Source organism: Cupriavidus sp. FW305-26, from assembly GCF_058787975.1.
On record NZ_JBYTAH010000055.1, the window covers coordinates 1 to 23,231 of the forward strand.

At 67.7% G+C, this 23,231-nt stretch carries 22 protein-coding genes; 14 read left to right on the forward strand and 8 right to left on the reverse strand.

Annotation, left to right across the window (positions count from 1 at the left end; all coding sequences use genetic code 11):
- Positions 1 to 40: 40 nt before the first annotated feature.
- From hpnJ to AC3WQZ_RS25545, 3 genes are read left to right on the forward strand one after another with little or no spacing between them, the layout of a single operon-like run.
- Positions 41 to 1,465: a hopanoid biosynthesis associated radical SAM protein HpnJ gene (hpnJ, locus tag AC3WQZ_RS25535; protein ID WP_010810964.1), complete on the forward strand. Its 1,425-nt coding sequence runs from the start codon at positions 41 to 43 to the stop codon at positions 1,463 to 1,465.
- A gap of 38 nt (positions 1,466 to 1,503) precedes the next feature.
- Entirely contained in the window at positions 1,504 to 2,307 is an 804-nt protein-coding gene (hpnK, locus tag AC3WQZ_RS25540) for a hopanoid biosynthesis-associated protein HpnK (RefSeq protein WP_081050141.1), read from the forward strand.
- A gap of 9 nt (positions 2,308 to 2,316) precedes the next feature.
- Positions 2,317 to 3,321: a lysylphosphatidylglycerol synthase domain-containing protein gene (locus AC3WQZ_RS25545; protein ID WP_037024770.1), complete on the forward strand. Its 1,005-nt coding sequence runs from the start codon at positions 2,317 to 2,319 to the stop codon at positions 3,319 to 3,321.
- Positions 3,322 to 3,334: 13 nt separating this feature from the next.
- Here the strand turns inward: AC3WQZ_RS25545 and AC3WQZ_RS25550 are convergent, their stop codons facing one another.
- Positions 3,335 to 3,979 (reverse strand): MlaC/ttg2D family ABC transporter substrate-binding protein, encoded by a 645-nt coding sequence (locus AC3WQZ_RS25550; RefSeq protein WP_011617691.1) that lies wholly within the window; start codon positions 3,977 to 3,979, stop codon positions 3,335 to 3,337.
- A gap of 171 nt (positions 3,980 to 4,150) precedes the next feature.
- On the opposite strand from AC3WQZ_RS25550, the gene hpnN reads away from it, so the two are divergent.
- Together hpnN and AC3WQZ_RS25560 are read left to right on the forward strand one after the other, a co-directional pair.
- Complete coding sequence (gene hpnN, locus AC3WQZ_RS25555) at positions 4,151 to 6,787, forward strand: hopanoid transporter HpnN (RefSeq protein ID WP_011617692.1); 2,637 nt, start codon at positions 4,151 to 4,153, stop codon at positions 6,785 to 6,787.
- A gap of 42 nt (positions 6,788 to 6,829) precedes the next feature.
- Positions 6,830 to 7,624, forward strand: coding sequence for an MlaA family lipoprotein (locus tag AC3WQZ_RS25560; protein WP_058696612.1), 795 nt, complete (start codon positions 6,830 to 6,832; stop codon positions 7,622 to 7,624).
- 9 nt (positions 7,625 to 7,633) lie between these two features.
- Here AC3WQZ_RS25560 and AC3WQZ_RS25565 read toward each other — a convergent pair whose 3' ends face one another.
- Positions 7,634 to 8,068: an FKBP-type peptidyl-prolyl cis-trans isomerase gene (locus tag AC3WQZ_RS25565; RefSeq protein ID WP_010810958.1), complete on the reverse strand. Its 435-nt coding sequence runs from the start codon at positions 8,066 to 8,068 to the stop codon at positions 7,634 to 7,636.
- A 217-nt stretch (positions 8,069 to 8,285) separates the two neighbouring features.
- Between AC3WQZ_RS25565 and AC3WQZ_RS25570 the strand changes: the two genes are divergently transcribed.
- The 3 genes from AC3WQZ_RS25570 (at position 8,286) to AC3WQZ_RS25580 (ending at position 10,575) form a co-directional block, all read left to right on the forward strand.
- Positions 8,286 to 9,614, forward strand: a complete 1,329-nt coding sequence (locus AC3WQZ_RS25570; protein WP_011617693.1) for a tetratricopeptide repeat protein — start codon at positions 8,286 to 8,288, stop codon at positions 9,612 to 9,614.
- Positions 9,615 to 9,675: 61 nt separating this feature from the next.
- Positions 9,676 to 10,047: a DUF6152 family protein gene (locus tag AC3WQZ_RS25575; RefSeq protein WP_492301473.1), complete on the forward strand. Its 372-nt coding sequence runs from the start codon at positions 9,676 to 9,678 to the stop codon at positions 10,045 to 10,047.
- A 15-nt stretch (positions 10,048 to 10,062) separates the two neighbouring features.
- Positions 10,063 to 10,575 (forward strand): DUF6644 family protein, encoded by a 513-nt coding sequence (locus AC3WQZ_RS25580; RefSeq protein ID WP_010810955.1) that lies wholly within the window; start codon positions 10,063 to 10,065, stop codon positions 10,573 to 10,575.
- Between the two features lie 12 nt (positions 10,576 to 10,587).
- Here AC3WQZ_RS25580 and copD read toward each other — a convergent pair whose 3' ends face one another.
- From copD to AC3WQZ_RS25600, 4 genes are read right to left on the reverse strand one after another with little or no spacing between them, the layout of a single operon-like run.
- On the reverse strand, positions 10,588 to 11,520 hold the full coding sequence (gene copD, locus AC3WQZ_RS25585) for a copper homeostasis membrane protein CopD (RefSeq protein ID WP_010810954.1): 933 nt from the start codon (positions 11,518 to 11,520) through the stop codon (positions 10,588 to 10,590).
- Positions 11,521 to 11,907: a copper homeostasis periplasmic binding protein CopC gene (gene copC, locus AC3WQZ_RS25590; protein WP_010810953.1), complete on the reverse strand. Its 387-nt coding sequence runs from the start codon at positions 11,905 to 11,907 to the stop codon at positions 11,521 to 11,523. It abuts the gene before it with no gap.
- A 35-nt stretch (positions 11,908 to 11,942) separates the two neighbouring features.
- A complete protein-coding gene (locus AC3WQZ_RS25595) occupies positions 11,943 to 12,941 on the reverse strand; it encodes a copper resistance protein B (RefSeq protein ID WP_143010641.1) in 999 nt (332 codons plus the stop codon).
- A 26-nt stretch (positions 12,942 to 12,967) separates the two neighbouring features.
- Positions 12,968 to 14,821 (reverse strand): copper resistance system multicopper oxidase, encoded by a 1,854-nt coding sequence (locus tag AC3WQZ_RS25600; protein WP_439672110.1) that lies wholly within the window; start codon positions 14,819 to 14,821, stop codon positions 12,968 to 12,970.
- 165 nt (positions 14,822 to 14,986) lie between these two features.
- Between AC3WQZ_RS25600 and AC3WQZ_RS25605 the strand changes: the two genes are divergently transcribed.
- Both AC3WQZ_RS25605 and AC3WQZ_RS25610 read left to right on the forward strand, forming a co-directional pair.
- Positions 14,987 to 15,682, forward strand: a complete 696-nt coding sequence (locus AC3WQZ_RS25605) for a heavy metal response regulator transcription factor (protein WP_010810950.1) — start codon at positions 14,987 to 14,989, stop codon at positions 15,680 to 15,682.
- Positions 15,679 to 17,058, forward strand: coding sequence for a heavy metal sensor histidine kinase (locus AC3WQZ_RS25610; RefSeq protein WP_439669364.1), 1,380 nt, complete (start codon positions 15,679 to 15,681; stop codon positions 17,056 to 17,058). The genes AC3WQZ_RS25605 and AC3WQZ_RS25610 overlap by 4 nt, the downstream gene beginning before the upstream one ends.
- On the opposite strand, the gene AC3WQZ_RS25615 is transcribed toward AC3WQZ_RS25610, so the two are convergent.
- On the reverse strand, positions 17,048 to 18,094 hold the full coding sequence (locus tag AC3WQZ_RS25615) for a LysR family transcriptional regulator (protein WP_492301475.1): 1,047 nt from the start codon (positions 18,092 to 18,094) through the stop codon (positions 17,048 to 17,050). The two genes, AC3WQZ_RS25610 and AC3WQZ_RS25615, sit on opposite strands and share 11 nt — an antisense overlap.
- A 144-nt stretch (positions 18,095 to 18,238) precedes the next feature.
- On the opposite strand from AC3WQZ_RS25615, the gene AC3WQZ_RS25620 reads away from it, so the two are divergent.
- Positions 18,239 to 19,423, forward strand: a complete 1,185-nt coding sequence (locus AC3WQZ_RS25620) for an NAD(P)/FAD-dependent oxidoreductase (RefSeq protein WP_439669366.1) — start codon at positions 18,239 to 18,241, stop codon at positions 19,421 to 19,423.
- A 43-nt stretch (positions 19,424 to 19,466) separates the two neighbouring features.
- Here the strand turns inward: AC3WQZ_RS25620 and AC3WQZ_RS25625 are convergent, their stop codons facing one another.
- Entirely contained in the window at positions 19,467 to 20,081 is a 615-nt protein-coding gene (locus AC3WQZ_RS25625; protein WP_439669367.1) for a helix-turn-helix domain-containing protein, read from the reverse strand.
- 150 nt (positions 20,082 to 20,231) lie between these two features.
- Between AC3WQZ_RS25625 and glnT the strand changes: the two genes are divergently transcribed.
- Genes glnT through AC3WQZ_RS25640 form a run of 3 tightly spaced genes read left to right on the forward strand, consistent with a single transcriptional unit; the run spans position 20,232 to position 23,230 of the window.
- Positions 20,232 to 21,626: a type III glutamate--ammonia ligase gene (gene glnT / locus AC3WQZ_RS25630; RefSeq protein WP_492294139.1), complete on the forward strand. Its 1,395-nt coding sequence runs from the start codon at positions 20,232 to 20,234 to the stop codon at positions 21,624 to 21,626.
- 15 nt (positions 21,627 to 21,641) lie between these two features.
- Complete coding sequence (locus AC3WQZ_RS25635; protein WP_010810944.1) at positions 21,642 to 22,550, forward strand: class II glutamine amidotransferase domain-containing protein; 909 nt, start codon at positions 21,642 to 21,644, stop codon at positions 22,548 to 22,550.
- Positions 22,538 to 23,230, forward strand: coding sequence for a GltB/FmdC/FwdC-like GXGXG domain-containing protein (locus AC3WQZ_RS25640; RefSeq protein ID WP_010810943.1), 693 nt, complete (start codon positions 22,538 to 22,540; stop codon positions 23,228 to 23,230). The genes AC3WQZ_RS25635 and AC3WQZ_RS25640 overlap by 13 nt, the downstream gene beginning before the upstream one ends.
- Position 23,231 lies beyond the last annotated feature (1 nt).

Below are 23,231 nucleotides of genomic sequence, written 5' to 3' on the forward strand. Positions count from 1 at the left end.
CAACCCCACCCTTCACCGGCATCCATCCCCAGAGGCCGCAATGAAAAAAACCCTGTTCCTCCAGGCCCCTTCCTTCGACGGCTTCGACGGCGGCGCGGGCTCGCGCTACCAGGCCAAGCGCGAGATCAAGTCGTTCTGGTACCCGACCTGGCTGGCGCAGCCCGCCGCACTGGTGCCGGGCAGCCGCGTGCTCGACGCACCGGCCGACGGCCTGACCGTGCAGCAGACGCTGGATATCGCCGCTGACTATGAACTGGTCATCATCCACACCAGCACGCCCTCGTTCCCCACCGACGCCAAGTTCGCCGAGGAACTGAAGCAGCGCAAGCCGGACGTGATGATCGGCATGGTCGGCGCCAAGCCCGCAGTCGATCCGGGCGGCACGCTGGGTGCCAGCGAGGCCATCGACTTCGTCTGCCGCGAGGAGTTCGACTACACCTGCCAGGACGTGGCCGCGGGCAAGCCGCTCCAGGACATCCTGGGCCTGTCCTATCGCTTGCCGGACGGCTCGCTCGAACACAACGGGCAGCGCCCGATGATCGAGAACATGGACGAGCTGCCCTTCGTGGCGCCGGTCTACCAGCGCGACCTGAAGATCGACAACTACTTCATCGGCTACCTGAAGCACCCCTATGTGTCGATCTACACCGGCCGCGGCTGCCGTTCGCGCTGCACCTTCTGCCTGTGGCCGCAGACCGTGGGCGGGCACCGCTACCGCACGCGCTCGGCCGAGAGCGTGATCGCCGAGGTCAAATGGATCAAGGAGAACATGCCCGAGGTCAAGGAGATCATGTTCGACGACGACACCTTCACCGACTTCAAGCCGCGCGTGGAAGAGATCGCGCGCGGGCTGGGCCAGCTGGGGGTCACGTGGTCCTGCAATGCCAAGGCCAACGTGCCGTACAGCACGCTCAAGATCATGAAGGAGAACGGCCTGCGCCTGCTGCTGGTGGGCTATGAGTCCGGCGACGACCAGATCCTGCTGAACATCAAGAAGGGCCTGCGCACGGACATCGCGCGCCGCTTCACCGAGGACTGCCGCAAGCTGGGCATCCAGATCCACGGCACCTTTATCCTGGGCCTGCCGGGCGAGACGCGCGAGACCATCGAGAAGACCATCGAGTACGCCAAGGAAATCAACCCGCACACCATCCAGGTGTCGCTGGCCGCGCCCTACCCCGGGACCACGCTGTACCGGCAGGCGGTGGAGAACGGCTGGCTCGAGGAAAACAAGGTCATCAACCTGGTCAACGACCAGGGCGTGCAGCTGGCCGCGATCAGCTATCCGCACCTGTCCAGGGAAGACATCTACCACGGCGTGGAGACCTTCTATAAGCGCTTCTACTTCCGCCCCGGCAAGATCTGGGAAATCGTGCGCGAGATGCTGGGCAGCTGGGACATGATGAAGCGGCGCCTGCGCGAAGGCGTGGAGTTCTTCCGCTTCCTGCGCTCGCACGAGGCCTGATCCTGGCCCACGCGCTTTCCTGTGCCTCGCAACGCGCGCTGATCGTCACCGCCGACGACTTCGGCCTGCACCCCGCCGTCAATGAGGCGGTGGAGCTGGCCCACCGCGACGGCGTGCTCAATGCCGCCAGCCTGATGGTGGGCGCGCCCGCCGTGGCGGATGCGGTCGAGCGCGCGCGCCGGCTGCCGTCGTTGCGCGTGGGGCTGCACGTGGTGCTGGCCGACGGCCCGGCCACGCTGCCGCGCGCGCGGATCCCCGACCTGGTCGACGCCGAAGCCCGCTTCGGCTCGGCCATGGCCCTGGACGGCTGCCGCTTCTTCTTCCTGCCGCGCGTGCGCCGCCAGCTGGCGGCGGAGATCCGCGCGCAGTTCGAAGCCTTTGCCGCCACCGGCCTGCCGCTTGACCACGTCAACACGCACAAGCATTTCCACCTGCACCCGACGGTGCTGTCGCTGATCCTGTCGATCGGGCGCGACTACGGCCTGCGCGCGATGCGCCTGCCGCGCGAGCAGGGCGCACCATTGCCGCTGCGCCCCTGGCTGGCGCTGCTGCGCCGGCGCCTGGACCGCGCCGGCATCGCGCACAATGACTACGTGGTCGGCATCGCGCGCAGCGGGCAGATGGACGAGGCAGCCCTGCTGCAGGCGCTGGCGCAGTTGCCCGCGGGCGTGGGCGAGATCTACCTGCATCCGGCCGTGGTCTCTGGCGAGGCCATTACCGCATCGATGCGCGGCTACCGCCACGCCGACGAGCTGGCCGCGCTGCTGTCGCCGCGCGTGCGCGCCGCGCTGGAGCGCGCGGCCAACCGGCGCGGCGGCTTTGCCGACGTGCTGGTGCCCTGATTGTTCAAGATGAAACGCATTGCTTACCTGACCGGCCTGATCGGGCTGCTGGCGCTCACCGCGCTGGTGATCCACCAAGGCGCCAGCGACATCGCCGCCATCGTGGCGCAGGGCGGCTGGCTGCTGCTGTTGCTGGTGCCCCTGCATGCACTGCCGCTGCTGCTCGATGCGCAAGGCTGGCGCGTCCTGCTGACCTCGGCCGACCCCGAGGAGAAGGCGGGGCTCGGTTTCCTGTGGTGGGTCGCCACGGTGCGCGAAGCGGTCAACCGCCTGCTGCCGACGGTGGGGGTCGGCGGTGAACTGGTCGGCATCCGCCTGACGCGGCTGCGCATCCGCGACACCACCGCCGTCACCGCCAGCATCGTGGTTGAAGTGATGCTGACACTGTTCTCGCAGTACCTGTTCTCGGCCATGGGGGTGCTGCTGCTGGTGGCCGCGCTGCAGGACAGCGGCGGGGCCTGGATCATCCTGGCCGGGCTGCTGCTGTCATTGCCGGTGCCGGTGCTGTTCGCGCTGTCGCTGCGGCACACCGCGATCTTCGAGAAACTGGAAGGCGCGGCGCGCAAGCTGTTTGGCGAAGATCACCGCATCGTCGCCTTGATCGACGGTGCGCGGCTCGATGCCCATATCCGCGCGCTCAACCGGCGCCGGCGCGAGCTGCTGGCGGCACTGGGCTGGCAACTGGCAGGGCTGGTCAGCGGCACGCTGGAGATCTGGCTGGCGCTGATGCTGCTGGGCCATCCGGTGCCGGTCTGGCAGGCGCTGGCGATCGAATCGCTGACCCAGGCCGCGCGCCACGTGGCCTTCTTTGTGCCGGCCGGGCTGGGCGTGCAGGAAGCGGTGGTGATGCTGCTGGGGCAGGTGCTGGGGATGGATGCGCAGGTCTCGCTGGCGCTGGCGCTGGTCAAGCGCGCGCGCGAGATCCTGTTCGGCGTGCCCGCGCTGCTGTCATGGCAATGGGTGGAGCTGCGCCACTGGCGGCGCAGCCGGCACACGGGCCACGCCTCGCCCTGATGGCGTGCGGCGCTCAGGCGTCAGACGCCTGGCGCGCGTTATGGGTGGTCAGGTACTTCACCAGCCCGTCGACCCCGCTGCGCGCGACGATGTCCGCAAACTGCTTGCGATACACCTCGATCAGCCACGCCCCCATCATATTGATGTCATAGATCTTCCAGCCGTTGGCTGTGCGCTGCAGCCGGTAATCGATCTGCATCTCGTCGGCATTGTTGATCACACGCGTCTGCACCACCACATCGGTGGCGCCGCTGCCGGACTTGACCGGCTGGTAGCGGAACTTGACGCTCTGCTCGCGCAGTTGCGCCAGCGACACTGCATAGCTGCGCACGAGCAGCATCTGGAACTGCTCATGGAGCTGTTGCTGCTGCTCCGGCGTGGCCGTGCGCCAGGCACTGCCCAGCGCCAGCCGCGTGGTGCGCTGGAAATCCGTGTAGGGCAGGAACTGCTTCTGCACCACCGCGGTAATCTTGGCGAGGTCGCCGGCGCGGGTGTCGGGATTGGACTGGATGGTGCCGATCACGCCCTCCACCGCGGCCTGCACCAGCCGCTCGGGGCTGGCGCGCAGGTCGCCGGGCTGGACTGCCTGGGCGTGCGCTACGGAAACCATGGCCACCGCCGCAAGCGGCGCCAGGGGAAGCAAACCGTGAATCGTCATCGATATGAGAACCAGGAAGGACGGTGAAGCGGCGCCGGCGCTGCAGCGCCGATGCCAGGCTGACAGTTTATAGCGGATCGGCCTGAATCGCGGATGCCCGGGCCGCGCATGCCGCATGCGCCACGCTGCCAGCCGATATACTCGCGGTTCGTGCTCCTTCCGGATCCGCCCATGCTGACTTCGCTGCTGACACGCATTGTCCGGCTTGCCACTGCCTGGCCGTGGCGCGTCATCATCCTGGCGGCATTGCTGACCGCCGTCAGCGGCGTCTACGTGGCCCGCAACTTTGCGATCAACACCGACATCGGCCGCCTGCTGGAATCCGACGCCCCCTGGGCGGTGCGCGATGCCGCCATCGGCGACGCCTTTCCCCAGCGTAACCAGTTGATCCTGGCGGTGGTGCAGGCGCCCGCGACCGAGCTGGCCGATGCCGCCGCCGACGCGCTGGCCGAGGCGCTGCGCCGCCAGCCGGCACGCTTCACCGCGGTCAGCCAGCCCGGCGGCGGTGCGTTCTTCGCGCGCAACGGATTGCTGTTCGCCAGCACCGATGAAGTGCGCCAGCTCACGCAACAGCTGATGCAGGCGCGCCCGCTCGTCAACGCACTCGCGCATGACCCGACCCTGCGCGGCCTGTCCGATCTCCTCGCCACCACGCTGGCGCTGCCGCTGCAGATGGGGCAGGTAAAGCTGGGCGACATGGCCAGGCTGCTGGGCAGCAGTGCACGGACACTAGACCAGGTGCTGGCCGGCAAGCCCGTCGCGCTGTCCTGGGCAGGGCTGCTCGACGACAGCCTCAAGCCCGGGCCCGATGGCCAGGTCTACAGCTACATCGCGCTCAGCCCCGTGCTGGACTACAGCGACCTGCAGGCCGGGGCCGCCGCCTCGCGCGCGATCCGGCAGGCGGCGGCCGAGCTGCAGCTGGCGCAGCGCTACCAGGCCACGGTGCGGCTGACCGGCCCGCAGGCGCTGGCCGACGATGAATTCGCCTCGGTCAGCGACGGCGCCGTGCTCAACGGCGTGCTGACGGTGCTGGTGGTAGTGCTGATCCTGTGGCTGGCCTTGCGCTCGGCGCGGCTGATCGTTGCGGTGCTGGCCAGCCTGTTTGCCGGGCTGCTCATCACCGCCGCGCTGGGGCTGGCCATGGTTGGCGCGCTGAACATGATCTCGGTGGCGTTCGCGGTGCTGTTCGTCGGGCTGGGGGTGGACTTCGGCATCCAGTTCGGCGTGCGCTACCGCGCCGAGCGCCATGACCGCGACCATATCGTCGAAGCGCTGGGGCTGGCCGCGCGCGCGGTGGGCGCTCCGCTGGCGCTGGCGGCCGCGGCCACGGCGGCGGCGTTCTTCTGCTTCCTGCCCACCGACTACCGCGGCGTGGCCGAGCTGGGGCTGATCGCCGGCGTGGGCATGATGGTGGCATTCGCCACCACCTTCACGCTGCTGCCGGCGCTGATCTGCGTGCTCAAGCCCGGCGGCGAGCCCGAGGCGCCGGGCTTCGCGTGGCTGGCGCCCGCGGACCGGTTCTTCGACCGCTATCGCAAGCCGGTGCTGCTGGTCACCCTGCTCGCGATCCTGGCAGGCGCGCCGCTGCTGCCGCACCTGCGCTTTGACTTCGACCCGCTGCACCTGAAGGACCCCAGGTCCGAATCGATGGCCACGCTGCTGGCGCTCAAGGACGCGCCGCAGGCCGGCACCGACGATGTCAGCGTGCTGGCGCCTTCGCTGCCGGCCGCGCGCGATCTGGCCGGCAAGCTGGCGGCGCTGCCCGAGGTGGCGCGCGCGGTCACGCTGCAGACTTTCATCCCCGCAGACCAGCCGCCCAAGCTGCAGGCCATCGGCCAGGCCTCGGCCGCGCTGATGCCGGCGCTGACGCAGCCCACCGCCACGCCCGCCACCGACAGCGCGCGCGTCAGTGCGCTGCGCAATGCCGCGCGGCAGCTGGCCATCGCCGCCGACGAGCATCCCGGTCCGGGCGCGGCCGAAGCCGCGCACTTGTCCGCCACGCTGAAGCAGCTGGCGGCCGCCGACGCCGCCACGCGCGACCGCGCCGAGCGCGCCATCGCCGTGCCGCTGCAGCTGGCGCTGGCACGGCTGAAGCTGGCGCTGGGCCCGCAACCCGTCAGCGAGCAGACGCTGCCGCCCGAACTGGTGCGCGACTGGATCACGCCGGACGGGCGCGCGCTGGTCAACGTCAGCCCGAAGCTGCCGCCGCCCGCCAGCGCACAGCGCGAGGCCGCGCTGGACCGCTTCATCACCGCGGTGCAGCGCGTGGAGCCGACCGCCACCGGCGGGCCGATCGCGATCCGCGGCTCGGCCGATACCATCATGGCCGCCTTTGCGCAGGCCGGCATCTGGGCGGTGGTGTCGATCACCATCCTGCTATGGATCACGCTGCGCCGCTTCGGCGATGTGCTGCGCACGCTGATACCGCTGCTGGTTTCGGCCATCGTCACGCTGGAGTTGTGCGTGCTGTTCGGCATTGCGCTGAACTTTGCCAACGTGATCGCGCTGCCGCTGCTGCTGGGCGTGGGCGTCGCGTTCAAGATCTACTACGTGATTGCCTGGCGGCACGGCAAGACCCAGCTGCTGCAGTCCAGCCTGACGCACGCCGTGCTGTACAGCGCGGCCACCACCGCCACCGCTTTCGGCAGCCTGTGGCTGTCGCAGCATCCCGGCACCGCCAGCATGGGCAAGCTGCTGGCGCTGGCACTGGCGTGCACGCTGGTCGGCGCGGTGTTCTTCCAGCCGATCCTGATGGGCCGCCCGCGCGAAGGCGCCCATCACAAACATGACAAGGCCGCCCGGTCATAATCACAAACCCGATGCGGCCGACCCCCCGATCCCCTTCGTACGATGCCTTTACGCCAGCGCGCTACATCCGTTGCCACCACCGCCATTGCCGCCGCCCTGCTCGCCGGCTGCGCCACCGGCCCGCAAGCCAGTCCCGACGATCCGCTCGAGCCGATGAACCGCGCGGTCTTCACCGTCAACGACAAGCTCGACCAGTACGTGGCCGTGCCGGTGGCCAAGGGCTACAAGGCGGTCACGCCGGAGCCGGTGCGCACCGCGGTCACCAATTTCTATTCGAACATCGCGGACATCGGCAACTTTGCCAACAACCTGCTGCAGGGCAAGGGCGTTGAGGCAGCGGAGAGCTTCATGCGGGTCGCGATCAATTCCGTGCTGGGTATCGGCGGACTGATCGACATCGCCACGCCCGCCGGGCTGCAGAAGCATTCGCAGGATTTCGGCCTGACGCTGGGCACGTGGGGCGTGCCGTCGGGACCCTACCTGGTGCTGCCGCTGTTCGGCCCCAGCTCATTCCGCGACGGCGTGGGCCTGTATGTGAATTTCCAGTTCGACCCGACCACCTATGCCGAGCCGGCGGTGCGCAATTCGATGTTCGGGATAAACGTGGTGGACGTGCGCACCAACCTGCTGGGCGCCACCGACCTGCTGAAGCTGGCGGCGCTGGACAAGTACGCCTTTGTGCGCGATGCCTACCTGCAGCGGCGCCGCTACCTGCTGGGAGAGAACACGTCGCTGCCGGACTACGACGAAGACGACGACGGCGGCACGGCCGCAGCACCCGCCGCGGAGGCGCCGGCGGGCACGCCTGCGCCCGCGCAGCCGCAGGCGCCGCGCTGACGCGGGGTCTTAGCCGCCGATCCCCAGCAGCACCACCTCGAAGGTAAGCGTGGCGTTCGGCGGAATCGTGCCCGGCACGCCGCGCGCGCCGTAGGCCGTGGCCGGCGGGCAGGTCAGCTTGGCCTTGCCGCCCACCTGCATCGCCTGCACCCCTTCGGTCCAGCACGGGATCACGCGGTTGAGCGGGAACGAGATCGGCTGGCCGCGCTTGTACGAGCTGTCAAACTCGGTGCCGTCGGCCAGCGTGCCGCGGTAGTGGACCTGCACCGAGTCGGTGGCCTTGGGCGAGGCGCCATTGCCCTTGATCAGGTGCTGGATGGTCATGCCCGACGCCAGCGTCTGCGGCGCCGCAGCGGGTGCGGCCGGGGCCGAGGCGGCCGGGGCGGCAGCGGAGGCGGCGCAGGCCAAGGTCAGGGTGCCGAGGAAAAGCGCAAGTGTTTTCATGGGAAACCTGGTCGTGAGGTCGTGATTGGGGATGCGGCAGTTTAACCGACACACGGCAACGATATGGCGGCAGCGGCATATAGCGCACAACGCACCCCGGCCGTGCGCCTTGCGGCAGGCATGGTGCGGCGCACCCCGCCGCATCCGTTACATGGGGCGTTTTGCCGTCTACGATGGTTCGTGACAGCCCCGCTGCCGCGGGCGCACGGAGATTGCCATGGCACTCACGGATTCACGGGACCTTCCGGTCTCGACCCAGAACGCCCGCTCGGTCGAGCAGTATGAGACCGCCCTGCAACTGCTGAACGGCTACTACGGCGACCCGCTCGCCGCCATCGACACGGCGCTGGCCGCCGACCCCGACTTCGCCATGGGCCACGCGCTGCGCGCCGCGCTGATGGTCACCTCTGGCGACGGCATGGCCGAGCCCATGCTGCGCCAGAGCGTCGAAGCCGGCGAAGCCCGGCACGCCCGCGCCAACGACCGCGAGCGCCGCCACATCGCCGCGGCACGGGCCTGGCTGGACGGCGAGTTCGAGCGCTCGGTCCGGCTCTACGGCGATATCGTGATCGACTATCCACGCGACCTGCTGGCGATCCAGACCGCGCATCTCGGCGACTTCCTGCTGGGGCAGTCATCGATGCTGCGCGACCGCGTGGCGCAGGCGCTGCCGCACTGGGATGCCGGCATGCCGGGCTACGGCTACCTGCTCGGCATGCATGCCTTCGGCCTGGAAGAAACCCAGCTCTACGAGCGCGCCGAGGAAAGCGGCCGGCGCGCGCTCGAGCTCAATCCGCGCGACCCGTGGGCCGTGCACGCGGTGGCGCACGTGATGGAGATGCAGGGCCGGCTGGACGACGGTATCGCCTGGCTGGACGGGCGCCGCGACGACTGGTCCGACGACAATATGCTGGCCGTGCACAACTGGTGGCACCTGGCATTGTTCCAGCTGGAAGCGGGCAGGACCGACGAGGTGCTGGCGCTGTACGACCGCTATATCAAGCGCCCCGCGCCGGCGATCGCGCTGGACCTGGTGGATGCCTCCGCGCTGCTGTGGCGGCTGCACCTGCGCGGCGTGGACGTGGGCCGGCGCTGGCAGCCGGTGGCGGACGACTGGCTCGGCCGCGGCGCGGCCGGCTACTACGCCTTCAACGATGTCCATGCCGTGATGGCCAGCCTGGGCGCGCACCGGCCCGCTGCCGCCGACCAGGTCCGCGCCGCGCTGGAGCGCGCCGCCCTGGGCAACGGCACCAATGCCATGATGTCGCGCGATGTGGGGCTGCCGGTGGCCGATGCCCTGATCGCGTTCGACCAGGGCGATTACAGCACCGCCATCGACCTGTTGATGCCGGTGCGCCTGATCGCCCACCGCTTCGGCGGCAGCCATGCACAGCGCGACATCGTCAGCCTGACCCTGCTCGAGGCGGCGCTGCGCGGCCGCCGCAGCAACCTGGCGATCGCGCTCACGGCCGAACGCGCCGCGCTCAAGCCCATGAGTCCTAGCCTGCACCGGCTGGTGCAGCGCGCCGACTCGTGCCGCGCATAAGTCTCCCTGCCGCGGCCGGGATCGGCGCCTATACTGCACCTGTCCTGACCGGAGACCACCCATGCCCAGCTTCCGCGCCCTGTTCCGCCCCGCCCTCGTTGCCGCCAGCGCCGCGCTGGCGCTGGCGGCCGTGCCGGCCATTGCCCATCACGGCTGGTCCACCTACGACGAGACCAAGCCGCTGACGCTGACCGGCAAGATCGTCGAGAGCCACTACGAGAACCCCCACGCGCATATCCGCATCGATGCCGGCGGCAAGCGCTGGCTGGCCGTGCTGGCACCCGTGTCGCGGATGGAGGCGCGCGGCGCCACCGCCGACAAGGTGGCCGTGGGGCGCGAGGTCACGCTGGTCGGCTACGCCAGCAAGGAAAAGGCCGACGAGCTGCGCGCCGAGCGCATCACCGTGGACGGCAAGACCGTCGAGTTGCGCTGAGCGGGCGCGCGCCGCATGTCGGTGCTGTTCGCGCAATGGACGGAGTGGGCCGGCGCGCTGGCGCGGCTGCCGTTCCCGATGGCCCTGCGCAGTTCGGCCTGGGCCTATCCCGCGGTAGAGATCGTCCACCTGGCCGGCATGGCGCTGCTGTTCGGCTCCATCTTCGTGGTCGACATGCGCCTGGCCGGGCTCGGCCGGCGGCTGCCGGTGAGCCTGCTGTTGCGCCATGCGCTGCCCTTCACCGTCGGCGCCTTCATTGCGGTCGCGGCCAGCGGCGTGCTGCTGTTCCTGGCCCATGCCGATGAGCTGGCCGCCAATCCCGCGTTCCTGGCCAAGCTGTGCCTGATTGCACTGGCGCTGGCCAATGTGCTGTGGTTCCACTTCGGTCCCTATCGCAGCCTGCATGCCGGGCAACCGGGCTGGGACAGCGGCGTCGCGCCGCCGGCCGGCGCGCGCGTCAGCGCCATTGTCTCGATGGTGACGTGGTCGCTGGTGATCTGCGCCGGGCGTCTGATTGCTTATGTCTGATGGCCGCGGGACTCACGGCGGCGCCGGAGACAGCATCCCCAGCATGGCTACCAGGGCCATCACCAGCGCGGCGGCGCACGCCTCCAGCAGCAGGCTGCGCCGCAACGCCAGTGTCGCCGCCCGATGCTCCCCGGCCTGCACCGCCAACGCCAGCCGCGGGCTCAGGCGGAAGCGGTTCGCGGCAGCCAGGCCAAGCATCGCCACGAACAGCGCGAGTTTTGCGACAAGCAGCCCGCCATAGGACATCGGCGCAAGATCCGGCAGCGCCGGGCCCACGATGAACCAGTAGTTGAGCGCGCCGGTCAGCAGCAGCGTGGCAACAATGATGGTGCCGATACGGGCAAACCCGTTCGAGGTGCGGCTCAGCAGCACCACCGCCGCCCGGTCCGATACCGGCCGCGCCAGCGACAGCAGCACGAACGCGGCCAACGCGCCGACCCAGGCGCCGGCGGCCAGCAGGTGCGCCACGTCGGCGCTCAGGTGGAGATAGCGCAAGGCGCCCTCATGCATCGCGCCGTGGCCGCCCCAGGCCAGCGTCGCCAGCGCAATCCCGCCGAACCCGGCCAGCGCAGTGAAGCGCGCGCCCGGCCGCCTGCGCCAGGACACGCAGGCCAGCACGAACAGCAGCAGGGCCGCCAGGCGCACCGACCACGCCAGCCCGAAATCCGTCCCTGTGACGATCATGGCGAAGACGTGGGCCTGCAACGCGGCGTAGTCGGACTCCCCTGTCATGGCCAGCGCCATCACCACAAGGGCAGCCAGCGAAAGCCCGATGCCGGCGATGGCGCAGCCCAGCGCAAGCGCCTGGCAACGCTTTGCAAAGCGTGAGGCCCGTTCCCCCCGATGCAGCGCATAGGTGCAGAACAGCGGCAGCCCGAACAGCAAGGCCAGGTCGAAATAGAGCGCCAGGCGCAGCCCGGCGGCCACCCAGTCCGGCTGCTGCAATCACTTCACCGTGAAGGCAATCTTGCCGTTGACGGGATGGGTATCGGACGACACCGCCCGCCAGTCCACCCGATAGCTGCCCGGCGGCAGCGGCTGCGTGGGCGTGATCACCATGGTCTTGGGGTCGTCGCTGCCGGAGACTTTCACGGCCATTTTCATCGGCGCATGGTCAGCCATGCCCGGCATGCCGGTCATCACCAGGTTGGCGCCGGAAAACTGGGTGACCAGGCTCTCGGAGAACTGCAGTTCGATCTTCTGCGGCGCGGCCACCTCGGCCTTGTCCGCCGGCGTGGACGACACCAGCTTCGGGTGCGCGAAGGCGATGCTGCTGGCCAGCGCGGCGGTTGCGGCAAGCAGGGTCTGGATCAGGGGGCGATTGGCATGCATGGTTGTCTCCGCTTGGGGATGATGAAGTTGTGGTGTCAGAACCAGACCCGGACACCGGCGACGAAACGCGTTTCGCCCGCCTTGCCGCCAGAGGTCCGGATCATGTCGGCGGTATTGCCGAAGGTCTGGTAGCGCTCCACGCCGATATACGGCGCGAACTGCCGGCTGAACTCATAGCGCAGCCGCAGCCCCACGGTGCCGTTGGACAAGCCGCTGCCGATGCCCACCTCCGGGTCGTTCTTGCCATAGAGGTTGGCTTCGATGACTGGTTGCAGGATCAGGCGCTGCGTCAGCAGCAATTCGTATTCGGCGGACAGCCGCAGCGCGGTGCGGCCGCTGGTGCCGACATAGGCAGTGGCATCGACCTCGAACCAGTACGGCGCCAGCCCCTGCACCCCGAACGCCAGCCAGTTGCGCGCCGGGCGCCCGCTGCCGGTGTCGTTGCGCAGGCCCAGTTGCGTATCCCAGTAGCTGGCCACGGCGTGTCCCCACAGCAGCTCGGTGCGGGCCTCGTGCAGCTTGCCCTTCGACGCTTCGCCCTCGGCCTTGAGCACCAGCTTGTCGTAGCTGTTGCCGAACCACGCCTGCGCTTCATAGGCGGCGGCATTGCTGCCATTGGCGTGGGCCCACTCCAGGCGGTCGACCAGCACCGAGGCGAACAGGTGCTCGTCGGCCATCACCAGCTGGCGTTTGTCGCCCAGCGCGTACTTGCCGACGCCCAGCTGGTAGCCGCCGGAATAGGCATGCGGATCGCGGGCGTCGGGCGGCGCGCTGCCGCCCTGCATCTTCATGTCGCCGTGGTCCATGGCAGGGGCGGCCATGCCCTGCGTGTCCGGCATCGGCGCACCGCCACCGTCCATGGTCTGGATCCCGTCCTGCTCCATGCCCTGCATCTGCCCATGGTCCATGCCCTGCATGGCGGCCGGGGCATCGTGCTGGTGCGCATGGCCGGCATGCGGGTCCTGCGCCTGGGCTGCGCCGATTGCGGTCAAGGCCAGCGCCACGGCCAGTATCGTCTTCTTGTGCCTGTGCATGGAGATTGCGAATTCAGGTTGAACCATCACGCCACCACCACTTCGCGGAACATGCCCGCATCCATATGCAGCATCAGGTGGCAATGCCAGGCCCAGCGTCCCAGCGCATCGGCGGTGACCAGGAAGCTGATGCGCTGCGCCGGCTGCACCGGGATGGTGTGGCGCCGCGCCTGGAAGCTGCCGTCCGGCGTTTCCAGCTCGCTCCACATGCCATGCAGGTGCATGGGGTGGGTCATCATGGTGTCGTTGTGCAGGATCACGCGCAGCCGTTCGCCGTGCTTGAAGTGGATCGGCGTCGACTTGCCGAACTCGACGCCGTCGAAGGACCAGGTGTAGCGCTCCATATTGCCGGTCAGGTGCAGCTCGACCTCGCGCCCGGGGCCGCGCGCATCCATGGCGCCGCCGATGGTGTGCTGGTCGGCCAGGGTCAGCACGCGCCTGCCGTTGTTGCGCAGGCCGATGCCGGGATCGTCCAGGTTGGTGCGGGCCATGTCGACGCGCATGTCGGTGCCCGGACCGTATTCGGTGCGGGCGTGGCGGGCGGTCTTGCTGGGGACCTTGAGCGGGTCGGCGGCGGCCATGGCGTGCTGGCTGTGGTCCATGCCGGCGTGGTCCATGCCCTGCATCGGCGTGGCGCCGTGCTGCATGCCGCCGTGTCCCGCATGACCGCCATGGCCGCCATGCCCGCCGTGGCCCGTCATCGCGCCCATCATGTCGGTCATGGTCAGCCATTCGGCCCGGTCTAGTGCGGGCACCGGCGCCGCCAGCCCTTCCCTGACCGCCAGCGTGCCGCGCGCGTAGCCGGTACGGTCCATCGATTGCGCGAACAGCGTGTAGGCGTCGTCGCGCGGTTCGACAATCGCATCGCAGGTCTCGCCGGGGCCGAAGCGGAATTCATCGACCGTGACCGGTTCGATATCCTGGCCGTCGACCTGCACCACCCGCAGCTTCAGCCCGGGGATGCGCACGTCATAGAAGGTGTTGCCCGAGCCGTTGATAAAGCGCAGGCGCACGGTCTCGCCGCGCCGGAACAGCCCAGTCCAGTTGCCGGCCGGCGTGACGCCGTTGGCCAGGTGCGTGAGCGTGGCGCGGGACAGGTCGGCCAGGTCGGTCGGGCTCATCCGCATCTGGTTCCACATGCTGCGCTTGTCCAGCGCCTGCTTCAGCCCGTCGCGCGAGACGTCGCGGAAGAAGTCGACCACGGTCGGCTGGTTGTAGTTGTAGTAGTCGCCCTGGACCTTGAGCTTGGTCAGCACCCGCATCGGATCTTCGTCGGTCCAGTCCGACAGCAGCACGGTGTGGTCGCGGTCGGCCCGCACACTTTCCTGGCCCGTGGCCGGATCGATGACGATGCCGCCGTACACACCGGTCATTTCCTGGAAGCCCGAATGCGAGTGGTACCAGTAGCTGCCGGTCTGCGCGACCTTGAAGCGGTAGGTGAAGGTCTGGCCGGGCGGGATGCCGGCAAAGCTGATGCCCGGCACGCCGTCCATCTCAAACGGCAGGATGATGCCGTGCCAGTGGATCGAAGTGGCCTCGCGCAGGCGGTTGGTCACGCGGATGGTGACCGTGTCGCCCTCGCGCCAGCGCAGCGTCGGGCCCGGCAGCATGCCGTTGATGGTGGTGGCAATGGCCGGCTTGCCGGTAAAGTTGACCAGCGACTCGCCGATCACCAGGTCGAACTCGGTGCCGCGCAGGACCGGCGCCGAGCCGGAGCCGGCCGGGGCAGCCTGCCCGGCGCGCTGGCCCGCATGCTGCGCCCACGCGCTGCCGCCGACGCCAGCAAGGCTGGCCACCACGCCGCCGGCAACCAGCCCTTGCACGAAGCGGCGGCGGGGTAAATCGGGCAGCACAAGGCCGGTACTGGGGTGGCGTCGCATGTCATCAGTCCTGGTAGAAAGCATGCCAAGCGTAGCCAAGGCCACCCTACGCACGTCTGACCGGAACATGACATTGCGGTAATCTTCCGGTCATGTTGGCGCCCGCGTTGCCGGCGTAGAGTTGCCGGACCCTGCCCAAAGGGCCGATCGATCAAGGAAAGTGCTGTGAAACTGCTAGTGGTGGAGGACGAGTCCAAGACCGGCGAATACCTGCGCCAGGGGCTGACCGAGGCGGGCTTTGTCGTCGACCTGGTGGCCAACGGGCTGGACGGCCAGCATCTGGCGATGACCGAGCCCTATGACCTGGTCATCCTGGACGTGATGCTGCCGGACGTAGATGGCTGGCGCATCGTGCAGGCGCTGCGCGCGGCGGAGATCGCCGTGCCGGTGCTGTTCCTGACCGCGCGCGACAGCGTGGCCGACCGCGTCAAGGGGCTGGAGCTGGGTGCGGACGACTACCTGGTCAAGCCCTTCGCCTTTTCCGAGTTGCTCGCGCGGGTGCGCACGCTGCTGCGCCGGGGCACGGCGCAGATGGCGCTGGACCGCATCCAGGTGGCCGACCTGGTGCTGGACCTGGGCCGCCGCCGGGCCACGCGCGCCGGGCGCCGCATCACGCTGACCAGCAAGGAATTCGCCTTGCTGGAACTGCTGGCGCGCCGCCGCGGCGAAGTGCTGCCGCGCTCCTTGATCGCCTCGCAGGTGTGGGACATGAACTTCGACAGCGACAGCAATGTCATCGACGTCGCCATCCGGCGCCTGCGCGCGAAGATCGACGATGAGTTCGAGCCCAAGCTGATCCAGACCGTGCGCGGCATGGGCTATGTGCTGGAAGCCCCCGAGGCAGCGGAGAACGCTGAATGAAGGGCCGGATGTCGCTGACGGCACGGCTCACCATCCTGTTCTCGCTGTCGTCGGCCGCGGTGCTGCTGGGGCTGGGCGTGCTGATCTGGCTGGCGATCGACAATCATTTCGCCGACGAGGACTACGCCGTGCTGGGCGACAACGTGCGGCTGATCCAGAAGATCGCGGCCGAAGGCCCGGCGGCGTCGCTGGCGCAACGCCTGGGCCCGGTGCTGGAACACCATGCCGGCTTCGTCGCCGAGGTGCGCGCCGCGGACGGCAAGCGCCTGTATGCCACGCAGGACTTCGATTTCGGCATGGCCCTGGCCGCCGCCGCGCAACTGCCGGCGCAGCGGCATGCCTTCACCTGGGAACAGGGTGGCCAGACCTACCGCGGCATGCGTGCGCTGGCGCAGGTGCCGCCCGGACAGCCGGGGCCGCTGCAGGTCGTGGTCGGCATGGACACGGCACTGCATGCCCACTTCATGCACGCCTTCCGCCAGTCGCTGGCCTTCTACGCCGCGCTGGCCGCGCTGGCGAGCGGGCTGCTGGGCTGGTGGGCCGCGCGCCGCGGGCTCTCGCCATTGCGCACCATGGCCTCGCGCGCGCGCACCGTCACCGCGCACAAGCTCGACGAGCGCATGCCGGTCGATGCCGTGCCGGTGGAAATGGCCGACCTGGCCGCGACGCTCAACGCCATGCTGGAACGCCTGCAGCGCGATTTCGCGCGCCTGTCGGAGTTCTCATCGGACCTGGCGCACGAGCTGCGCACGCCGATCACCAACCTGATGACGCAAACCCAGGTGGTGCTGTCGCAGCCGCGCGATGCGGACAAGTACCGCGACGTGCTGGCATCCAACGTGGAAGAGCTGCAGCGGCTGTCGCGCATGGTGTCGGACATGCTCTACCTGGCGAAGATGGAGCACGGCATCACCCTGCCGAACGCCGAGCCGATCGAGGTCGCTGATGAGGTCGCTGCGCTGTTCGATTTCTACGATGCGTTGGCTGAGGACAAGGGTGTGCGCATGGCCGTGCGCGGCAGTGGCCGCATCACCGGAGACCGGCTGATGCTGCGGCGGGCGCTGAGCAACCTGCTGTCGAATGCGCTGCGGCATACGCCGGCGGGCAAGGGCATTGTGGTGGAGATCTTGCCCGCTGCCGAACGGGTGACGGTGGTCGTCGAGAACGAAGGCGAGACCATCCGGCCTGAACTGCTGCCCTCGCTGTTTGACCGGTTCTTCCGCGCGGACAAGTCGCGGGCGCGGCCCGAGTCCGATGGTGCGGGGCTGGGGCTGGGTCTGGCGATCACGCAGGCGATTGTGGCTGCGCATGGCGGGGGCATTGGAGTGGAGTCGGAGGGGGGGCGGACGCGCTTTGTCCTGACGTTCAGGGCGTAGGGAGTGAGGGAGACTGCGCCGTGCCAGCGCTGATCGCATCCGCCGGCAACCCAGGCAGCATGGCGCGTATCGCGGGGACGAGCTCCCGCGTGAGCACCGTCCGCGTGATCCGGGCAATGTCTTCGGCAAGGTCGGACCATTCCGCCATTCGGCAAAGCAGGTAAAAATCGCGCTGGCCCAGCCGCGATGGCGGGATCGGCACCAGCTCGACCTGATCCAGCCACACCCGCGATTGCCAGAGGCAAAGGGGCGTGCTGACGGCCCACCCAAGTCCCGCAGCCACCAGGCTCAGCAGCGGATCGGTCGCATCGAACTCGAATCGACGTGCCGCTTCCACGCCGATGTGGCGCAGGTATCGCTCGACTTGCTGGCCGATGACCGAGCGCTGCGTGTACCGGATCAGCGGCAGATCGCCGACACGGTCGGCGAGGTCTTGCGCCTTGGACAACGGCAGTACATGGCTGCCTTTGGGAAATACGGCCACCCAGCTTTCGGAAAACAGAAGTCGCTGGGCAATGCGTGCTTCGGCTACCGGCACTTCGGTGCAGATCGCCAGGTCCAGCTCCCGGCCCAGCAGCTGGGCATTCAGGCCCGGGGTCAGGCCAGACCATAGCTGCATTTGCCTGGCAGACCCTGACAGCCCGCGAATCAACGCCGGCCCCAACGTCGCTGCAAAGGAGTCCACACAACCGAGCCGTATCTGGGCGTGGTCCAGCCGCACGCGCTTGCGCAACTCCTCATCCACATGCCGGGCCTCGGCCAGCAGGCGGTCCGCCATCTCCAGCAGGATGTTCCCTGCGCGCGTGGGCCTGGCAGGCCGCACTTCCCTGTCGAACAGCTGGATCCCGTATTCGACTTCGAATGAGCGGATCATCTGGCTGACCGCGCTTTGGCTGACGCCGAGCCCTTGTGCGGCAAGGGCCATGGAACCGGATTCACAGACAGCCATAAAGACCTGTAGCGCGTGCAGGTCGGGCACGCGCGCGCGGCGCCGGGTCGGGGAAATCGCGGAGGGCATGGGAGCGGACTTGGCCATGTGCTTGCCTGCAACAGGGAGCGGTGTCGGCCACTATAACTTAAGCAAATCTAAATTTTTCTATAAATATCTCTTCAACTAAGGCTCCGGGGCTGCCGTCGCTCCTAGGCTTGCATCCAGTTCTGATCCCACCAGGAAATCTCCATGCAAAGCTACGACGCGATCGTTATCGGAGCCGGCGTGATCGGCAGTTCCGTCGCCTGCCATCTCGCCCGCCAGGGCTGCACTAACGTGCTCGTGCTCGAGCGCATGCAGATCGGTACAGGAACCACCTCCCAATCCAGCGGCATTCTGCGGACGCACTACTCGGTCATCGAGAACGTCCGGCTGGCGCAAGCGTCGTGGCAGGTGTTCAACGACTTTGCCGCTTACCTGGGCGACGAAGAGGCCTCCGCGGGCATGGTCAAGTGCGGCTACCTGATCGCCGCGCCGGATGGTCCCAGGCTGTCCCCGCTGCGTGCCTCGCTGGAAGCCCAGCAGGCACAGGGGATCGAAGTGCGGCTGCTCGATGCAAAGGAAGCGCAAAGCCTGCTTCCGATTGCCCGCTTCGACGACGCTGCGCTGATCGGCTACGAGCCGGAAGCCGGCTTTGCCGACGCTTACCTGGTCGCCACCGGCTTTGCGCGGGCGGCACGCCGCCTCGGGGTCAGGATCCTCGAAGGCGTCGGAGTCGAACGGTTGTTGCTCGACGGCGGCAAAGTCGCCGGCGTTGAAACCTCGCGAGGAACCTTCCTCGCCGGCACCGTCATCAGCACCCAGAATATCTGGGCGACCGAAATCGAGCGCTGGACCGGCATCGCCAGCCCGGTCGTCCCCGAGCGCCATGCCGTGCTGGCACTGGAAGCGGCATCGCCCTATACGTTCCAGATGCCGGTGTACAAGGACCTCGGCTCTCCCGGCATGCTGTATTGCCGCAGTTACGGCGGCAGGCAGATGCTGGTCAGCGAGGGCACCGTCGGTGAGACGCTGTCGTCGCCGGACAACGAGCAAGGCGACATCAGCATGAATTACATGGTCGAAGTCGGCGCGCAAGTCGCCGAGCGCTTCCCCACCTATGCGGACGCCGGGATTGCTTCGTCCTGGACCGGCGTCTACGACGTGACGCCCGACTGGAACCCGGTGCTCGGGTGTCTGCCCGAGGTACCGGGTCTCGTGGTGGGTTACGGCTTCTCGGGCCACGGCTTCAAGCTGGCTCCCGCGGTCGGACGCGTGCTGGCCCAGGCAGCGCTGGGCATCGAGTCCGAGATTGACATCGCCCCCTATTCCCTGGAGCGCTTCCGCAATGGTGCGCTGCTGACTGGCAAGTACGGTCTCGGCGCGGTGTCCTGAGCCCCGCGTTTGCAGTGCTGCCGATCCGGGTCGCAGGGCACCATCACTCCCCTTGTCGCGGATAGATGGTGATGGACAGGAACCTGATCGGACACCTGGTCAGGCCTACCGGGCCATGCGGTATCTCGCCGGCGAAGGTCAGGGCATCGCCGGGTTCGAGCGTATAGGTTTGCTGTCCGCAGCGATACTCGACCACGCCCTCCAGCATGTACAGGAATTCGGTGCCGGGGTGCTGGAAGGTCGGGTAGCGCTCGGTGTCGTCCTCGATCGTGATCAGGAACGGCTCAAAGGCTTTCACGGGGCCCTGGTCATAGGCCAGCAGATGATAGGTATGACCGCTCCTGGTGCCGCGCCGCACCACCTCCATCCCCGCTCCATGCCTGACATGCTGCGCGGCAGCCGACGCGCCATCGTACTTGCTGAACAGCACCGCCATTGGCACGCCCAGCGCGCGGGCGATACGGGCAAGCGTATCCATGCCGGCCATGGTGCTGCCGGTCTCGATCTTCGACAGCATCCCGCGGCTCAGGCCTGCCTGTTCCGCGACCTGGGCAATCGTCAGCCTTTCCCGCAGCCGCAGTTCGCGAATGACCATGCCCACCGATTCCTCAATGTGGGGCACTTGGGCTTCAAAAGGGGGCTCGGCATGGGTCTTCATGTGGGTCTCTCAGTCATTGACGCACCAGGAGGATGATTCATGATGGGCACATTTGTTGCTCCACAGGAATCATCGCAGATTTGCGTCCCAGTGAGCAAGTCATGCGCCTGGCGCTGCGAGGCGCATTCCAAAGTCGGAAGGAGCCGATCCATGAAGTCAGAGTTGAGTGCGCATCTTGCGGCGCCAGCCGGGGCGCTGACCCCGGCTCCGCGGTTCAACACCGTCGAAGACGCTCAAGACTATCTGCTGGCGCGCGGCGTCAGCTACGTCCTCGCGCAGTTCGTCGATATCCACGGCGTCGCCAAGGCCAAATCGGTGCCAGTGGCGCATCTTGGCTCGGTCCTGGCAGAGGGTGCGGGCTTTGCCGGCTTTGCCATCTGGGGCGTCGGCATTGAACCGCATGGCCCGGACTTCATGGCTCGCGGGGATCTCGACACCATCGGGCTGGTGCCATGGCAGCCGGGCCTGGCCCGGATCGTATGCGAAGGGCATGTCGATGGTGCGCCATGGCAGTACGACAGCCGGGTCGTCCTGAAGCGGCAGATCGCCAGGCTCTCGCAAGGTGGCTACACGCTTTATACCGGCCTCGAGCCTGAGTTTTCGCTGCTGCGCCGTGACGACAAAGGCGGCATCGGTCCGTGCGACCCGAGCGATACGCTGGCCAAGCCTTGCTACGACTACAAGGGGCTGTCGCGCACGCGTACTTTCCTGGAGCGTCTGTCCAACGGACTGCGCGCCGCGGGAATCGATGTCTACCAGATCGACCATGAAGACGCCAACGGGCAATTCGAACTGAATTACACCTTCACCGACTGCCTGACGTCTTGCGACCATTTCATCTTCTTCAAGATGGCGGCATCGGAAATCGCCAACGAGCTGGGCATGGTGTGCTCCTTCATGCCGAAGCCGTTTGCAAACCGCCCCGGCAACGGCATGCATATGCACATGTCGATCGGCGATGGCCAGCGCAACCTGTTTGCTGACAAGAGCGACCCGCGCGGGCTGGACCTGTCCCAGCTGGCCTATCACTTCCTTGGCGGGCTGCTGGCCCATGCGCCGGCGCTCACGGCGCTTTGCGCGCCCACCGTCAATTCCTACAAGCGGCTCGTGGTGGGCCGTTCCCTCACCGGCGCCACCTGGGCTCCCGCGTATATCAGCTATGGCGACAACAATCGCTCGAGCATGATCCGCATCCCCAAGGGCCGGCTGGAACTGCGGCTGCCCGATGGCGCCGCCAACCCGTATCTCGCCACAGCGGCCGTGATTGCGGCGGGGCTTGACGGCATCGACCGGAAGCTCGATCCCGGCGCACCGCGCAACACCAATCTCTATGAGTGGAGCGAGGCGCAGCTGGCCGAAGCCGGCATCGGCCTGCTACCCCAGAACCTTGGCAGCGCGCTGGATGCCCTCGAAGCCGATGCGCTGATAACCGAGGCACTGGGACCCGTTGCGCAAGAGTTCCTGAAGCTCAAGCGCATGGAGTGGCTCGAATATCAACGGCATGTCTCGGACTGGGAAGTGAAGCAGTACCTGGAATTCTTTTGAAGAAGGAATCACGCTATGTGCGGAATTGTTGCATTGTTAGTCAAGACATCTTCGCTGCGGGAAAAGCTTGGCGAGCTGATGGTGCCCATGCTGATCGGCATGACCGAGCGCGGCCCGGATTCAGCGGGATTGGCGGTGTTCTCGGCGCCTGTGGAAGAACGCCACAGGAAGATCAGCGTCTATGCCGGCTACACCGATGACGGCGAACGCTATGACTGGAATCGCCTGGCCGACGCATTGAATGCGGCCCTCGACGTGCACGCAACCGTGCAGGCACAGGGGAACCATGGCATCGTGACCTTCCGCGGCGGGCCAGAGCGCGTCAAGGACTGGATCGCCGCGAACGACCCCAAGCTGCATGTGTTCTCGACGGGCCGCAGCATCGACCTCTACAAGGACATCGGCACCCCGGCTGAAGTGGCAGCCCGTTACCGCTTCGCCGAACTCCAGGGCAGCCACCTCGTCGGCCATACCCGCATGGCCACCGAATCTGCCGTCACGCCCGATCGCGCACACCCGTTCACCGCCGGCGAGGACTTTTGCCTGGTGCATAACGGCTCCCTGTCGAATCCCAACGGCATCCGGCGCATGCTGGCGCCCCATGGCATCCACTTCGACACCGACAACGACACCGAGGCGGCAACGCGTTTCCTGGAATGGCGGCTGCGCGAAGGCGACACGCTAGAGCAGGCGCTGCAGGCAGGCTTTGATGTCCTGGATGGCTTCTACACCTTCCTGATGGGAACGCCCACGGAACTGGCGCTGATCCGCGACCCCTTCGCCTGCAAGCCCGCGGTAGTGGCCGAAACCGACGACTACGTCGCCATCGCGTCGGAATTCCGCTCGCTGGCCCACCTGCCCGGCGTCAGGCACGCCCATGTTTTCGAACCAGCACCCGAGGAGATGTACGTATGGAAAGCGTGAAGTTTGACCTCGCGGTCACGCCGCTGCGCGAAGTCAACCAGTACCTGCACAAGGACGTGCCTGCGCAAGGCGGCTTGCGCGTGCAGATCGACAACCCGAACGGCGCGCACGCGATCGCCGCCGGATTGAATGCGCCTGTCGACGTGGTCATCGAAGGCCATGCCGGCTACTACGCCGCCGGGATGAATCAAGGCGCCACCGTGACCATCAACGGCAGCGCCGGAACCGGCGTCGCCGAGAACATGATGAGCGGCAAGGTCCACGTCAAGGGCTTCGCCTCCAACGCCGCAGGCGCCACTGCCCACGGCGGGCTGCTGGTGATCGACGGCGATGCCGGCCTGCGTTGCGCGATTTCGCTGAAGGGCGCCGATATCGTCGTCGGCGGTTCCGTCGGCAGCTTCTCGGCGTTCATGGCGCAAGCGGGCAACCTGGTGGTGCTCGGCGACGCCGGCGAAGCGCTGGGCGACTCGCTCTACGAAGCCGCCATCTATGTGCGTGGCAAGGTGAAGAGCCTGGGCGCCGATTGCGAAGAGAAGACCATGGGCCCGCGCGAACGCGTGGTGCTGGCCGGCCTGCTCCACCGCGCCGGCCATGTGGATGTCGACCCGTCGTCGTTCAAGCTGTACGGGTCTGCCCGCACGCTCTACAACTTCCATGTCGATAACGCAGGAGCCTATTGAT

Bases quoted from the DNA above. Each gene is read 5' to 3' on its own strand.
- copC (WP_010810953.1), bottom strand. From the start codon at position 11,907: ATGCATGCCAATCGCCCCCTGATCCAGACCCTGCTTGCCGCAACCGCC.
- AC3WQZ_RS25610 (WP_439669364.1), top strand. From the start codon at position 15,679: ATGAAGGGCCGGATGTCGCTGACGGCACGGCTCACCATCCTGTTCTCG.
- AC3WQZ_RS25620 (WP_439669366.1), top strand. From the start codon at position 18,239: ATGCAAAGCTACGACGCGATCGTTATCGGAGCCGGCGTGATCGGCAGT.
- AC3WQZ_RS25615 (WP_492301475.1), bottom strand. From the start codon at position 18,094: ATGGCCAAGTCCGCTCCCATGCCCTCCGCGATTTCCCCGACCCGGCGC.
- glnT (WP_492294139.1), top strand. From the start codon at position 20,232: ATGAAGTCAGAGTTGAGTGCGCATCTTGCGGCGCCAGCCGGGGCGCTG.
- AC3WQZ_RS25575 (WP_492301473.1), top strand. From the start codon at position 9,676: ATGCCCAGCTTCCGCGCCCTGTTCCGCCCCGCCCTCGTTGCCGCCAGC.
- AC3WQZ_RS25580 (WP_010810955.1), top strand. From the start codon at position 10,063: ATGTCGGTGCTGTTCGCGCAATGGACGGAGTGGGCCGGCGCGCTGGCG.
- hpnN (WP_011617692.1), top strand. From the start codon at position 4,151: ATGCTGACTTCGCTGCTGACACGCATTGTCCGGCTTGCCACTGCCTGG.
- AC3WQZ_RS25595 (WP_143010641.1), bottom strand. From the start codon at position 12,941: ATGCACAGGCACAAGAAGACGATACTGGCCGTGGCGCTGGCCTTGACC.
- AC3WQZ_RS25635 (WP_010810944.1), top strand. From the start codon at position 21,642: ATGTGCGGAATTGTTGCATTGTTAGTCAAGACATCTTCGCTGCGGGAA.
- AC3WQZ_RS25625 (WP_439669367.1), bottom strand. From the start codon at position 20,081: ATGAAGACCCATGCCGAGCCCCCTTTTGAAGCCCAAGTGCCCCACATT.
- AC3WQZ_RS25640 (WP_010810943.1), top strand. From the start codon at position 22,538: ATGGAAAGCGTGAAGTTTGACCTCGCGGTCACGCCGCTGCGCGAAGTC.
- AC3WQZ_RS25550 (WP_011617691.1), bottom strand. From the start codon at position 3,979: ATGACGATTCACGGTTTGCTTCCCCTGGCGCCGCTTGCGGCGGTGGCC.
- AC3WQZ_RS25565 (WP_010810958.1), bottom strand. From the start codon at position 8,068: ATGAAAACACTTGCGCTTTTCCTCGGCACCCTGACCTTGGCCTGCGCC.
- AC3WQZ_RS25570 (WP_011617693.1), top strand. From the start codon at position 8,286: ATGGCACTCACGGATTCACGGGACCTTCCGGTCTCGACCCAGAACGCC.
- hpnJ (WP_010810964.1), top strand. From the start codon at position 41: ATGAAAAAAACCCTGTTCCTCCAGGCCCCTTCCTTCGACGGCTTCGAC.
- AC3WQZ_RS25600 (WP_439672110.1), bottom strand. From the start codon at position 14,821: ATGCGACGCCACCCCAGTACCGGCCTTGTGCTGCCCGATTTACCCCGC.
- AC3WQZ_RS25560 (WP_058696612.1), top strand. From the start codon at position 6,830: ATGCCTTTACGCCAGCGCGCTACATCCGTTGCCACCACCGCCATTGCC.
- AC3WQZ_RS25545 (WP_037024770.1), top strand. From the start codon at position 2,317: ATGAAACGCATTGCTTACCTGACCGGCCTGATCGGGCTGCTGGCGCTC.